This is a genomic window from Hoeflea sp. AS16, from assembly GCF_038900095.1.
Classification (GTDB): Bacteria; Pseudomonadota; Alphaproteobacteria; order Rhizobiales; family Rhizobiaceae; genus Hoeflea.
The window spans coordinates 58,661-72,299 of record NZ_JBBMQQ010000004.1 but is presented as its reverse complement, the minus strand read 5'-3'; the positions used below and the strand labels follow the sequence as shown (position 1 = coordinate 72,299).

Genomic DNA, 13,639 nt, shown 5'->3' with positions numbered 1-13,639 from the left:
ATCCTCCCTAGGCCCGCTCGACGCGGCAAAGCGTGGTTTTTGTTTCCTGCATCTGGGTGACCATATCGTAGCCGTAGGTCTGCGCAGTGTTACTGGCTTCGCCAAGCACGATCGGATCGGCCCCTTCAGGATATTTGTCCCTCAGGTCTACACCCTGGAACTGTCCACCGAAATGGAAGGGACAGAAGACAACGCCCCGGCCCACCCGTTCGGTGACCATGGCCATGACCTTGATCTTGCCGCCGGACGGGCTGTGCACCCAGACCGTTTCACGATCCCTGATGCCCAGGTTGTTGGCGTCGAAGGTGTTGATTTCGACGAACATGTCCTGCTGCAACTCGGCCAGCCACGGGTTGGAGCGGGTTTCGTCACCGCCACCCTCGTATTCGACCAGCCGTCCCGAAGTCATGATCATCGGGTAGTCCTTGGAGTGATCGACATCCTGGATCGACTTGAAGGCCGTCGGCACACGCCAGAAGGTCTTGTCGGCAATCGTCGGATAGTCGGCGACGAGTTCGCGATTGGGCGCATAGAGCGGTTCGCGATGCAGCGGTACCGGATCGGGGAAGGTCCAGACCACGGCACGGGCCTTGGCGTTGCCGTAAGGCGCACAGCCATGCTTGATCGCGACGCGCTGGATACCGCCGGAAAGGTCGACCTTCCAGTTCACTCCATCGATCTTCGCCGGATCGTCGGAGCCGGCAACCATCTTGATCGTGTCCAGCTCCTCCGCGGTCAGGTCCTTGTCCCAGCCGAGGCCCTTGAGCATCGCCATGGTGAACTCGGGATAACCGTCCTCGATCTCGGATCCAACCGGCCAGCTGTCTTCCGCCAGCAGGTTGTCGCCGTTGCGTTCGACGCCGAAGCGGGCACGGAAACCCATCCCGCCCTTGGCCACCGGAACCGACACATCGTAGAGGTTGGCCGAGCCCGTGTGCTTCATCTCGGGCGTTCCCCAGCAAGGCCAGGGCAAGCCGTAGAATTCACCATCATGCGGCCCGCCGACACCACGCAAGGTGGTCTTGTCGAAGGTGTACTGATGCTCCATGTGCGACTTCAGACGCTCGGGCGACTGCCCGGTCATGCCGATGGTCCACATGCCGCGGTTCCATTCGCGGGTGATATCCTCGACCAGCGGCTCTTCGCCGTTGACCTCGATGTTGCGGAACATCCGGTCCTCAAAACCGAATTTCTTGGCAAACTTGTACATGATGGTGTGGTCGGGCAGCGATTCAAACAGCGGATCAACCACGGCCTCGCGCCACTGGATGGACCGGTTAGACGCCGTCACCGAACCGTAGGTCTCGAACTGGGTCGAGGCCGGCAGCAGGTAAACGCCATCCTGGCGGTCCTGAAGTACCGCTGTCATTGTCGGATAAGGGTCAACAACGACCAGCAGATCCAGCATTCCCATCGCCTTCTGCATTTCAGGCAGACGGGTCTGCGAGTTCGGCGCATGACCCCAGAACACCATGACCTTGGTGTTGTCGGGCTGATCGAGGTTTTCCTTGGCTTCCAGAACACCGTCGATCCAGCGCGACACCGGAATACCGGTCTCGTTCATCATCGCCTTGTTCTTTCCGTCCTTGCCTTTCATGGTGGCAAAGCGGCCCTTGAGCCAGTCAAGGTCTTCACCCCAGACGCGGGCCCAATGGGCGTAAGCGCCTGCCGTCAGGCCGTAATAGCCCGGCAAGGTGTCGGCAAGCACGCCAAGGTCGGTGGCGCCCTGCACGTTGTCGTGGCCACGGAAAATGTTGGCGCCGCCTCCCGACGTGCCGATATTTCCGAGCGCCAGCTGCAGGATCGAATAGGCCCGGGTGTTGGAAGAGCCGTTCGAGTGCTGCGTGCCACCCATGCACCAGATCAGCGTGCCGGGTCGGTTGTTGGCGAGAGTTCGGGCAACCCGCTCAAGCTGCGAACCGGGAACTCCGGTCACCCGCTCGACTTCTTCCGGGTTCCACTTCTTCACCTCGTCACGGATCTGATCCATGCCCCAGACGCGGGTGCGGATGTATTCCTTGTCTTCCCAGCCATTCTCGAAAATATGGTAGAGAATGCCCCAGATCAGCGCCACGTCGGTGCCGGGCCGGAACCGCACGAACTCGTCGGCGTGGGCGGCTGTGCGGGTAAACCGGGGATCGCAAACGATCAGCGGCGCGTTGTTTTCTTCCTTGCACTTGAGAAGATGCAGCAGCGACACCGGATGCGCTTCAGCGGGGTTGGACCCGATGAGGATCATCGACTTCGAATTGTGGATGTCGTTGTAGGAGTTGGTCATCGCGCCATAGCCCCAGGTGTTGGCAACACCTGACACCGTGGTCGAATGACAAATGCGCGCCTGGTGGTCGACGTTGTTCGTCCCCCAGTAGGCCGCGAACTTGCGGAACAGATAGGCCTGTTCGTTGGAGTGCTTGGCCGAGCCGAGCCAGTAGACCGAATCCGGTCCGGAGGCTTCGCGGACCGCCAGCATCTTGTCGCCGATCTCGTTGATGGCGTCGTCCCAGGAGACGCGCTGCCATTTGCCGCCGACCAGCTTCATCGGATATTTCAGCCGCCGGTCACCATGGGCATGCTCGCGCACCGATGCGCCCTTGGCGCAATGGGCACCCAGGTTGAACGGAGAATCATAGCCAGGAGCCTGACGTGTCCAGACACCGTTTTCGACCTCGGCAATCACCGTGCAACCGACTGAACAATGTGTACAGACCGATTTCTTGGTTTCGGTTTTTCCGGTGCCTGCGGCTGTCTGAGCTTCCGCCCGCTTGACCATTCCGCCCGAAAGCGTGGAAATGGCTGCAGCCCCACCAATGGTGAGACCCGAACGTTTCAGGAATGTCCGGCGATCGATCGCCGTCGCTCCAAGCTCTGCTACCGTCGAGGACAGCCGGGGGCCTCGCGCAACCCCATTTGTCTTCTTCCTGAGCATTTCATCCTCCGTTGGGTTTATTCCGTCGCAATGACGATCAGCAATGGTTCTCCTCAGAACCGAGTGCTGGCATAGTAAGCCTTGATATGATCGGTTTCCCGATACCCGGCGCCCGCCTGCGGTTCGGCAATTTCGGCTGCCTCACTTGCAGTGCCTGCGACCAGGGCCGCGCCGCTGGCAATCGTGCCCAGCCCGGCGAACTTCAGAAAACCGCGACGGTCAGTCGTGGCATCTTCTGTTTTAGCCTTCATCTTGGTCTCCACTTTCCGACATCCGGAACCGTCTGCAGCAGCCTGACCGGATGTCGGTGCCAGACTGCAATACGCGCTTGCAAAAACACTCGCCGCAACAGCGGCCTACATCTCGAACGCACCCTCTTCAATTGCCATGAACAGGCCGCCGATGCGACCTACAGGCTTGTAGAAACGTGCTGAAGAACACGCTTCGAGATCCTTGAAAAAATGCGGCGCCCAACTGCCAACGTGGCTGTCGAAGAACGTCTTTTGCACCGATACCGGTTGTGCTGCGCCGAAGCTACCATCGATCAGACCGGCCATCATTTCCATCAGAGCGGCAATGTGGTCCTCGGGATCCTTGACATCGTCGCTGCGGGCGATGCCGAGCGGGCGCATATCGTTGCGCAGCCGCGCCAACGGCTTTTCGTGCATGAATCCGGTCAGATAGTAGGAACCGAAGGGGGTCAGTATTCCGCGCCCCAAGCCTATGAACAGGACGTTGTATTCATCACGGCTGGCCTCAAGACCTATCGTGGAGGCAACGCTCGAAAGATCCGTGATCGCCTGACCAAGTTCGGACCCGTCACCTGTCATCTGGGAAAGAAGTGCAAGAAGCGCGTCATCAGCTGGCTCACGCAGCAGCCGGGCAAGAAGCCTGTAGACATTCACCCGCAACTGATCTGCTTCATCAACCGGATCTATCGAAAGAGCTTTCTGAGTCAACGCGCGCCGCCTCCTTTGCCAGATGAGACCATTTTTCCGTTTCCAAATCAATGCAATTCGCATTCGCCGGCAACAATCAAGCCGCAAGCACGGGCGCGCATGAACCGCCCGGCGATTTGCCCCGCGTAATGCCACAGGCAGAGCCGTCCGCGAAGACCGGCAACGAGGAAATTCGAGGGATAGATGGAACCAAGAGAGGTGGCTGGGGTACCTGGATTCGAACCAGGGATGGCGATACCAAAAACCGCTGCCTTACCGCTTGGCTATACCCCAACACTTCATCCGGACAAGCGGATCATTCGCCCGGCGCAAACCGGTAACGCCCGGAAGCACCGCGGGGATAGCAAAAGACGCGACCGATCACAAGCGCGGAAACCGGCACTGATCGCGGATTTTCCACCATGAAAAGAAACCCGCGCGGCAGGTCTGCCGCACGGGTTCCGAATTCTATGTCCGACAGGACCTTCACGCGAAGGCCTTGCGGTCTGTCTCGGCTGTTAGCGCCGGAACATGTTGGCGATCTGCCAGCCGGCGGGAACAATCGCTGCGGCAAGTGCTGCCTTGATCACGTCGGTTGCGATGAACGGGCCGACGCCCCAGGCCAGTGCCTTTTCGGTGCCGAAAGCAATGGCGATCCAGGCAGCCCCCAGCAGAAGGATGGTTGCAGTGCCAGCCAGGTTGACGATGAAGAGCTTGAAGGCGTTGCGGTCAAGTCCGTTGTCCGCGGCCCAGCCGGTCAGGCCGGCGGCGATGACGAAGCCTGCAAGATATCCGGTGGTGGGGCCGGCGAAATAGGCCAGGCCACCGCCATTGGTGAACACCGGAAGGCCGGCTGCGCCTTCGACCAGGTAGGCTGCCAGGGTCGCCAGCGCCAGCTTGCGGCCAAAGGCGGCGGCGATGACAAAAATCGCCAGGGTCTGAAGCGTTGCAGGAACCGGCCAGAACGGAACGGTGATCTTGCCGGCAACCGCAATCAGCAAGCTGCCGAAAAGCACCAGCGCACCATAGGTGGCGTAGCGTGCGGCGGCACCTTCAGGGGCAAGCGATTGCGCGAACGAACGGGCGGGGACAGTGGCCATGGTTCAATCTCCAGAAATTTCGAAAGAGCGCACCAAAGCAGCCGCTCACTGGAAGCGGTATATTGACTTAGCCGCGCGACAGCAAGACAGTCCGGCCCAAATCCATGGCCGTCCACAATGGGCCGCCGCCCCGGCAAGACATGCCGGATTCAGCCCCAGACCGGAGACGTGCGTGACCGAACCGCAATTTGACAAGACTTTCGTGCCCGCCCATGGCGAGGCAGTGCCCGTTGCCGAGGACATTCTGCGGGTGACGGCACCGAACGCAGGGCCGCTGACCTTCCATGGCACCAACAGCTACATTGTCGGGCGCGACACGCTTGCGGTGATCGATCCCGGCCCGGAGGACGATAGCCACTGGGACACCTTGCTGGCTGCGATTGCCGGTCGTCCGGTCAGCCATATCTTCGTGAGCCACACCCACCGGGATCATTCGCCACTGGCCGCCCGGCTGAAGGCCGAGACCGGGGCTATCACGGTTGCCGAAGGCCCGCACCGGGCGGCGCGTCCGCTCCATACCGGCGAGGTCAACCCGCTTAAGGAAAGTGCCGACATGGACTTTGTCCCCGACATCGCGGCAAACCACGGGCATGTGGTTTCAGGAGACGGCTGGACGATTGAAACGCTGCATACGCCGGGACACACCGCCAACCACGCGGCCTTTGCGCTCACCGGCACCGGCCTGGTATTTTCCGCCGACCACGTGATGGCATGGGCGACATCGATCATTGCGCCGCCGGACGGGGCGATGAGCGATTTCATGGCCTCGCTCGACATGCTGGCCGCACGCGACGACCGCGCCTATCTGCCCGGTCACGGCGGCCCGGTACGGAAGCCGCAGCAGTTTGTCCGAGCGCTGAAAACCCACAGGATCATGCGTGAACGCGCCGTGCTCGGCCGTGTCGAAAAAGGCGACAGGCTGATTGCCGACATGGTCAAGGCAATCTACCGCGACACCGACCCGCGGCTGCATGGTGCGGCGGCGCTGTCGGTGCTGGCTCATTTGGAAGACCTGGTTGGCCGGGGTGAAGTGGTGACCGACGGTCCTCCGTCGATCCACGGCGAATACCGCCCCGCCTGACCGGTCACTATCCGCCGGCTATCCCGAGCAACCGGATGTCCAGATCGCGCAGGAACGTCCGGATCACACTGGCATTCAGCCCAAGATCGTGATCGCCGTCGCGCGTTGACGCGCGCATGTCGACAAATGTCGTCTCTTCCTCTTCCGACAGGCGGATGAGGATATCGAGCGGGATGCCGAGAATCAGCGTTTTGGTCTGGTACTGGAGCAGCGCAAATGCTGGCAGCGGGGCGAGCGGCTGGTTCTCGATATCCGGCCGCGGCGCGGGCAACGGCGCACGGGCCGGGTCTGCTTCGCCGTTCGAGGCGACGGCACCGGCCTGGGCCGCGCTCCCCGCGGCATTTGGCTCAAGGCCATCGACCAGGGCCTCGACCCCGACATTGGCCACCGGTGTCCACTTCTTCTCCTGCGCAACGGCCTGAACCGCGACCAGCACGCGGTCGATGGCGCCTTCGTAGCGGCGGCCGGTGATTTGCGCATAGGCCCCGGCCTGCAACCGGCGCTTGGCGGGATCCGAACCGTCGGAACGCGGCATCCACGATAGTTTGATTTCCGGCTCTTCAAGCCATTCCGGCGGATTGGCAATATCAGTCGAGATGTCGTGAATGCGCGGCAACATGACGAAACGGCTGGCCGCAAGCCCGACCGGAATCAGGATCAGCAGCGCCATGACCATGCCGCTGAACGACGCATGGCCGCCTTTCGCGCCGATGTGCCAGAGCATGAAAAACCCGATCATCGACAAGCCCAGCACGAACACCGCAATGAAAGCCGCCAGCAGGATGGCAGCAATCGCATTGGGCATGTCCAGCATGCCGATCCGGTGCAGCACCAGGGACATCAATGCCAGCATAAGGGCAAACCAGCCCAGCCTGCGCGACCAGGCGGCGGCAATCGAGTGAGGGCGGACGGGACGGAAGGGCATGGCGCGGCCAGGGTCTCCGGGACGGGTGGAGCGCGGGATGCGCGTCTGGTTGTGGTTGAATTCATTAGCCGCTCATGGCTGCCGCGGCAAGCGCCTCACTTCAGCCATGCTTGAAAGCAACGCTTGATGCCGGGGGGTAGATCAGACCGGACAGGTTTCAGGTTCGGAAGGAGATCCACCATGACGACAGACGCCCATACCATGCCTGTTTACGGCCCGACGCGGCCGGTAAACATGACTGCCACCGGGCGCTCGCCCCTGTCTTCCGGCGTTCCGGGGGATCCGGCACAGGCCCAACGGCCCAAGCACCCTGCCCCGCTGGCACTGGACCTGGTCGAGCTGGATCTGGCGCTCGATCTCAGCGACATCGCCGATCGCGGCTTTGCCGACGCAGTGCGCGATGCCGCAAAGGTGATCGGTGGCGAATTCCTGTTCGACCTGCCCGCCTCCGGGCTCGTGGATGACGCGCAACGGATCGCGGTTGTCTGCCTCTCGCGTGACAATGGCGGGCGTTTCGGCCTTGTGTTGCTCAGCGCCGGCGGCGAGCGGGTCGAGACCACTGAAGCCGACGAAGCGACGGCGGGCCTGGTGCAATTCGCCAGGGCCTTCGTGGCCGTGCTGGAAAAACTCTGATTGCCGGGTTGAAGCCTTTTGTGGCCAGCCTTTAGCGGCTAGTCTCGCCGCCGCAACACGGGCGACGGAGACTGGCAGTGCAATTGAGTGCAACTGATCGCGAGATCATCAATGGAGATCATGGCCGCGCTGCGGCGGACGCACTGGGGCTTGTGCTGAAATTCGCCGAAGCTGTTGGTGCCGAACGCTTGCTGCCCTGCGCCAGTTCCCATGTCGACGGATGCCTGTATCACGGGCAGGCGAGCCTCGATTTTGTCGAGCGGTTCGTGGCGCTTGAAGGCCGCGTCAAAGTCCCCACGACGCTCAGTGTCGGCTCGGTCGATCTCATTCATCCCGAACTGTTCATCGGTGACGCCGCTCTTGGCGCTGCGGGCAAGCGGCTGATGGAAGCCCATATCGAGCTTGGCTGCACGCCAAGTTTCACCTGCGCACCCTACCAGACCTTGCTCAGACCCCGGCTCGGAGATCAGCTGGCTTGGGCCGAATCCAACGCCATCGTGTTTGCCAATTCCGTCATCGGTGCACGCACCAACCGTTATGGCGATTTCATTGACCTGGCTTGTGCGCTCACCGGCCGGGTGCCGGATTACGGGCTGCACAGGAGCGAGAACCGCCGCGCGCGCGCGGTTGTCGAGATGTCGGGGCTTACCGGTGCCGGTGCGGATGAGGCCGGGGGAATAGCGGTGGCAGCGGGCCTCGTCGTCGGCAGGGAATGCGGCGACACGATTGCCGCGATCACTGGTCTGCCTGACTGTACCAGCGAAGACGATCTCAAGGCCCTCGGTGCGGCTGCAGCTTCCTCGGGCAGTGTCGCCATGTTCCACGCCGTCGGCCTCACCCCTGAAGCCCCTGACCTGGAAACGGCGACCGGCGGAGAGGATGCGCCGGTGGTTATACGGCTGGAGCAGCAAGACATCTCCGGCATTCTGGCCAGTCTCAGCACGGTCACGGATGGCACCCCGCTGACAGCCGTGGCTCTCGGGACACCGCATTTTTCACTGACGGAGTTTGACCGGCTGATGCCGATGCTCGACCTCGCGCCTTTCGCGGTGCCTATCTATGTCAACACCGGGCGGCATGAATGGGAAAGGCTCAACGCCGACGGGCGCGCGCAACGCCTTGAAGACGCAGGAGTAACGGTCGTGGTCGATACCTGCACCTATGTGACATCGATCATCCGGGATCTGTCAGGAGCAGTGATGACCAATTCGGGCAAATGGGCCTATTACGCGCCGGGCAATCTCGGCATCGACGTCGCCTTCGGCACGCTGGCAGATACGGTTTTGTCGGCCAAGGCCGGACGGGTGGTGCGGGCATGAGCGCGCGCTGCCTGGTCCAGGGAACGGCTCAAGGGGACGGCTTGAAGCTTGATGATCCGCTGAGCTTCTGGGGCGGCTTTGACAGCGCCAGCGGCAAGGTGATCGACCGGTTTCATCCGCAGCATGGCGCCTGCCTCAGCGGTACGATCCTGTTCATGGAACGTGGACGCGGATCGTCGTCGGGCGCGTCGGTGCTGGCTGAAGCAATCCGGCTCGGCACCGCGCCGGCGGCGCTCGTCCTGCTGGATGAAGACGCCATCATCACCACGGGCGCACTGGTGGCGCAGATGCTGTACGGGATTGATTGTCCGGTGGTGGCGATCCGGAACAAAGCAGAGTGGCAGAAACTGTCCGCCCTGCCCCGGCTCCTGGTCAAAGCCGGGGCGGACAAGGTTGTTGTTACTCCGCAGCCATGATCGCGGCAGATTCGGTCTGCCGGCTTGCAACCGAGCGCAGCAAAAGCTGGGTCAGCGCAGCACCTGTGATCATCGAGCCCAGGCCGAGCAGTGACGAGACTGCCAGCACCGAACCGCCGGTGAGACCGGCACCGATGGTGCAACCAACAGCGAGAATGCCGCCAAAGCCCATCAGCACCGAGCCTGCAGCGTAGCGCCAGACCGACGGCACACCCGGCTCGGAGAAAGTCGAGATGCGGAATTCGCCCGAGAGCAGTGCGGCGACAAATGCACCGATGATCGCGCCAAGCAGAACGCCCTGATCGAGCCCGGCAAACCCACTCTCAAGCGCCAGTTCACCGGTGGTGGCAAGCGGACGGATGAAGGACAGGCTTTCGGCCTGGATCGGATCAAAGACCTGGGTGGAGAGCTGCCAGGTGAAATACCAGCCAGCCGCGACAGTCAGGCCGATCATGACGCCGCCAAACAGCCGCCAGAGCGACAGCTTCGCCTTGAGCGCAAAGCCGATGGCGACAACGGCCAGCGCCAGGCCCAGGGCAATACCGGCCCAGCGCTCGAGATCGGCGTGGACCAGCAGATCATTGCCGCCGATTGCAGCCGTGTTCCACAGACCGCCAATGCCATCGCGCAGCGGCACGAGCACACCGCTGTAGGTCGCAAGCGCGGTTACCGCGATGATGGCAATGGAAAAGACGCCGCGCAGGTTGCCTGACGCTCCGAGCACCAGAAGCCGCGAGACGCAGCCGCGCGCAAGCACCATGCCGGTTCCGAACAGGAGGCCGCCGATGATCGCGCCGGACAGGCTCTGCGCGGTCGAGAAGAAGCGGGTTTCGGCGACATCGATCATGTCAGCGCCGAGCAACAGCTGCACGGCAAGTATGGCGGCGGCAAAGCCGGCGGCCCAGGTGGCGAACGGCTTGAGATCGCTTTCGCCCATGACGGACAAAACCGCCGAGCGGGTGCAATAGCGGCTGCGCTGGGCGAAAACGCCGAAGGCCAGTCCGAGGACAAGGCCGCCAACAAGTGCTGTTTGCGGCTCGCCGATAAGGTCGATCAGAGGGACGAGGTCCATTGCATCAGTCTCCATGGATTGTATCTGCAAAATACAATCCATGGAGACCGCTGGCAGGGTCCGGAGTTACAGCCCGGACGCCGGAATTGGTTTATTGTTCTCAGGAACTCCGGATTGTTGGAACCGGAATCCTCGAAGCCAATTTGCCCGTACTCTGCCCCAGAACCGGGAACCGGTCAGGCGTTACGGGTTTTCTCGATCGCCGCCTGCGCAGCGGCAAGGCGTGCGATCGGCACGCGGAACGGCGAGCAACTGACATAATCAAGCCCGATGGAGTCGCAGAAGCGCACCGATGCCGGATCGCCGCCGTGTTCACCGCAGATGCCGAGCTTGATATCGGGCCGGGTCGCCCTGCCCTTGTCGGATGCGATGCGAACCAGCTCGCCGACGCCGTCGATATCGAGCGTGACGAAAGGATCCTGCTCGATGATGCCCTTTTGCTGGTAGGTCATCAGGAAGGAGGACGCATCATCGCGCGAGATGCCGAAGGTGGTCTGGGTCAGGTCGTTGGTACCGAAGGAGAAGAACTCCGCCACTTCCGCAATTGCATGCGCGCGGATGGCGGCACGCGGCAATTCGATCATGGTGCCGACGAGATAGGTGATGTCGACACCAGCCTCGCCGATGACTTCACGCGCCACGGCATCGATCCGCGCCTTGACGAAATCGAGCTCCTCGCGAAGGCCGACCAGCGGCACCATGATTTCCGGCACAACCGGCGCGCCGGTGGACTTGGCAGCTTCGACCGCGGCTTCAAAGATGGCGCGGGCCTGCATTTCGGCAATTTCCGGATAGGAAATGGCCAGACGGCAACCACGATGGCCGAGCATCGGGTTGAACTCGTGCAGTTCGTCGACGCGCTGGCTGAGCTTTTCGACAGACACCCCGATGATGCTCGCCACTTCGGCGATCTCTTCATCGGTTTTGGGCAAGAACTCGTGCAGTGGCGGGTCGAGCAAACGTATGGTGACCGGCAGGCCCTTCATGATCTCGAACAGCTCGATGAAGTCGGAACGCTGCATCGGCAACAGTTTCGCCAGTGCCGTGCGCCGCCCATCCTCGGCATCCGCCAGGATCATTTCGCGCATGGCGGTGATGCGGTCGCCGTCGAAGAACATGTGCTCGGTGCGGCACAGGCCGATGCCCTCGGCACCGAATGAGCGCGCCGCGCGGGCGTCGGCCGGAGTTTCGGCATTGGTGCGGACCTTCATCCGCCGGGTGGCGTCGGCCCATTCCATGATCAGGCCGAAATCGCCGGAGAGTTCAGGCTGCAGCATGGCCACGGCGCCCTTGAGCACCTGGCCGGTGGAGCCGTCCAGCGTGATGACGTCGCCGGCCTTGAGCGTTGCGCCGAGAGAGACAAGCGTGCCGTTGCGCGCATCGATGCGCAATCCGCCTGCGCCGGACACGCAGGGTGTGCCCATGCCGCGGGCGACAACGGCGGCGTGGCTGGTCATGCCGCCGCGCGAGGTGAGAATGCCTTCGGCGGCATGCATACCGTGAATGTCTTCCGGGCTGGTTTCCACCCGCACCAGAATGACCTTGCGGCCGGTCTTTGCCGCTTCAACAGCTTCTTCAGAGGTGAAGACGATCTCGCCGGTGGCAGCCCCCGGTGAGGCCGGCAAGCCGGAGCCGATGATATCGCGTGTCGCATGCGGATCGATGGTTGGATGCAGAAGCTGGTCGAGCGAAGCGGGATCAATGCGCATGACCGCTTCTTCGCGGGAGATCAGACCTTCGGCGGCCATGTCGACAGCAATCTTCAAGGCCGCCTTGGCGGTGCGCTTGCCGGACCGGGTCTGCAGCATCCACAGCTTGCCTGCCTGGATGGTGAATTCGAGATCCTGCATGTCGCGGTAATGGCGCTCGAGCCGGTCGCAGATGGCGAGGAACTCGGCAAAGGCCTCGGGCATCAGCTTTTCGAGCGAAGGCCGGTCGGAACCGGCTTCGATGCGGGCGGCTTCGGTGATCGATTGCGGCGTGCGGATACCGGCCACGACGTCCTCGCCCTGGGCGTTGACGAGGAACTCGCCATAAAGCTCGTTGGAGCCCGTCGAGGGATTGCGGGTAAAGGCCACGCCGGTGGCGGACTGATCGCCGAGATTGCCGAACACCATGGCCTGGACATTGACCGCGGTGCCCCAGGAGGCCGGAATATCGTGCAGCTGGCGATAGGTGATGGCGCGGGCATTCATCCAGCTGGCAAAGACGGCGCCGATGGCGCCCCAGAGCTGCTGATGCGGATCCTGCGGGAACGGAACGCCGAGTTCTTCCTCGATGATCGCCATGTAGCGAGCAATGATCTCGCGCCATTCGGCTGCGGTGACATCGGTGTCGAGTTCATGGCCGAGACGCGCCTTCTCGTCTTCGAGGATCTCCTCGAAGACCTCGTGGTCGAGGCCCATGACCACATCGGCATACATCTGGATGAAGCGGCGGTAGCTGTCGAAGGCAAAACGCTCGTCGCCGGAATCGCGGGCAACGGCAAGAACCGTCTCGTCGTTGAGGCCGAGATTGAGCACCGTGTCCATCATGCCGGGCATTGAGGCGCGGGCGCCGGAGCGGACCGACAGCAGCAACGGTTTTTCCGGATCGCCAAAGGCGCGACCCGCAATGGCTCCGACCTGGACCAGGGCATCGGTCACCGCGGCTTCCAGTCCGTCAGGCATCTTGCGGCCGTTGTCATAGTACCAGACGCAGGCTTCGGTGGTGATGGTCAGTCCCGGCGGCACCGGAAGGCCGAGATTGCACATTTCGGCAAGGTTTGCGCCCTTGCCGCCCAACAGATTGCGATCAGCGGCGGAGCCTTCGGCCTGCCCGTCTCCAAAAGTGTAGACCCACTTCGTCATCACTTGACCTTCCCTCGTCAGCAACCTTCACCGCCGCCGGAAAGTGACACCCAAACCCGGCTTCCCGGGCGGTTGCCGATCCGGCAAGACGCTGTTTTCAATAACCTTGACTGGGGTGCTAAGCGTATGACGAACGAAATACAATGCGCAATTTGGCCGAAACGGCGACTAAATCGATCCAACACACAAGGATGGTGTTCAGATTGTTGCGCGTATGACGCAGTGCGGCAGAATGCGCGCAGACAGCCGTTTTCCGAGCGTTATCGGCGCGAATCAACTCTCACGGCGCATCACCAAAGGCAACGCAAAGTGATTGTGGCAACCGCACAATCGACACCGGGGTGCAGATTGACGTATGGACCCGGCCGCAGCAGGGCTTT

11 protein-coding genes and 1 tRNA gene are annotated in these 13,639 nt (G+C 62.2%); 4 read left to right on the top strand and 8 right to left on the bottom strand.

Annotated features, from left to right (window positions below; all coding sequences use genetic code 11):
- Positions 1–7: 7 nt before the first annotated feature.
- From WNY80_RS11710 to WNY80_RS11690, 5 genes are all read right to left on the bottom strand, one after another.
- Positions 8–2,926 (bottom strand): formate dehydrogenase subunit alpha, encoded by a 2,919-nt coding sequence (locus WNY80_RS11710; protein WP_342887565.1) that lies wholly within the window; start codon positions 2,924–2,926, stop codon positions 8–10.
- Positions 2,927–2,979: 53 nt separating this feature from the next.
- Entirely contained in the window at positions 2,980–3,177 is a 198-nt protein-coding gene (locus tag WNY80_RS11705; protein WP_342887564.1) for a twin-arginine translocation signal domain-containing protein, read from the bottom strand.
- 105 nt (positions 3,178–3,282) lie between these two features.
- The gene (locus WNY80_RS11700) at positions 3,283–3,948 is read right to left on the bottom strand and encodes a molecular chaperone TorD family protein (RefSeq protein WP_342887563.1); all 666 of its coding nucleotides are present in this window, start codon (positions 3,946–3,948) and stop codon (positions 3,283–3,285) included.
- A 136-nt stretch (positions 3,949–4,084) separates the two neighbouring features.
- Positions 4,085–4,158: transfer RNA gene (locus tag WNY80_RS11695), tRNA-Gln, on the bottom strand.
- Between the two features lie 224 nt (positions 4,159–4,382).
- Complete coding sequence (locus WNY80_RS11690; protein ID WP_342887562.1) at positions 4,383–4,964, bottom strand: biotin transporter BioY; 582 nt, start codon at positions 4,962–4,964, stop codon at positions 4,383–4,385.
- A 172-nt stretch (positions 4,965–5,136) separates the two neighbouring features.
- On the opposite strand from WNY80_RS11690, the gene WNY80_RS11685 reads away from it, so the two are divergent.
- Entirely contained in the window at positions 5,137–6,045 is a 909-nt protein-coding gene (locus WNY80_RS11685; protein WP_342887561.1) for an MBL fold metallo-hydrolase, read from the top strand.
- Between the two features lie 7 nt (positions 6,046–6,052).
- Here the strand turns inward: WNY80_RS11685 and WNY80_RS11680 are convergent, their stop codons facing one another.
- The gene (locus WNY80_RS11680; protein WP_342887560.1) at positions 6,053–6,970 is read right to left on the bottom strand and encodes a DUF1499 domain-containing protein; all 918 of its coding nucleotides are present in this window, start codon (positions 6,968–6,970) and stop codon (positions 6,053–6,055) included.
- 180 nt (positions 6,971–7,150) lie between these two features.
- On the opposite strand from WNY80_RS11680, the gene WNY80_RS11675 reads away from it, so the two are divergent.
- The 3 genes from WNY80_RS11675 (at position 7,151) to WNY80_RS11665 (ending at position 9,338) form a co-directional block, all read left to right on the top strand.
- Positions 7,151–7,603 carry a hypothetical protein gene (locus WNY80_RS11675; protein WP_342887559.1) on the top strand — a complete coding sequence of 151 codons (453 nt, stop codon included), beginning with the start codon at positions 7,151–7,153 and terminating at the stop codon, positions 7,601–7,603.
- Between the two features lie 71 nt (positions 7,604–7,674).
- The gene (locus WNY80_RS11670) at positions 7,675–8,922 is read left to right on the top strand and encodes an aconitase X catalytic domain-containing protein (RefSeq protein ID WP_342887984.1); all 1,248 of its coding nucleotides are present in this window, start codon (positions 7,675–7,677) and stop codon (positions 8,920–8,922) included.
- Positions 8,919–9,338 (top strand): DUF126 domain-containing protein, encoded by a 420-nt coding sequence (locus WNY80_RS11665; RefSeq protein WP_342887558.1) that lies wholly within the window; start codon positions 8,919–8,921, stop codon positions 9,336–9,338. The genes WNY80_RS11670 and WNY80_RS11665 overlap by 4 nt, the downstream gene beginning before the upstream one ends.
- Here WNY80_RS11665 and WNY80_RS11660 read toward each other — a convergent pair.
- Positions 9,322–10,410, bottom strand: a complete 1,089-nt coding sequence (locus tag WNY80_RS11660) for a YeeE/YedE family protein (RefSeq protein ID WP_342887557.1) — start codon at positions 10,408–10,410, stop codon at positions 9,322–9,324. The two genes, WNY80_RS11665 and WNY80_RS11660, sit on opposite strands and share 17 nt — an antisense overlap.
- A gap of 176 nt (positions 10,411–10,586) precedes the next feature.
- Entirely contained in the window at positions 10,587–13,259 is a 2,673-nt protein-coding gene (ppdK, locus tag WNY80_RS11655) for a pyruvate, phosphate dikinase (RefSeq protein ID WP_342887556.1), read from the bottom strand.
- Positions 13,260–13,639 lie beyond the last annotated feature (380 nt).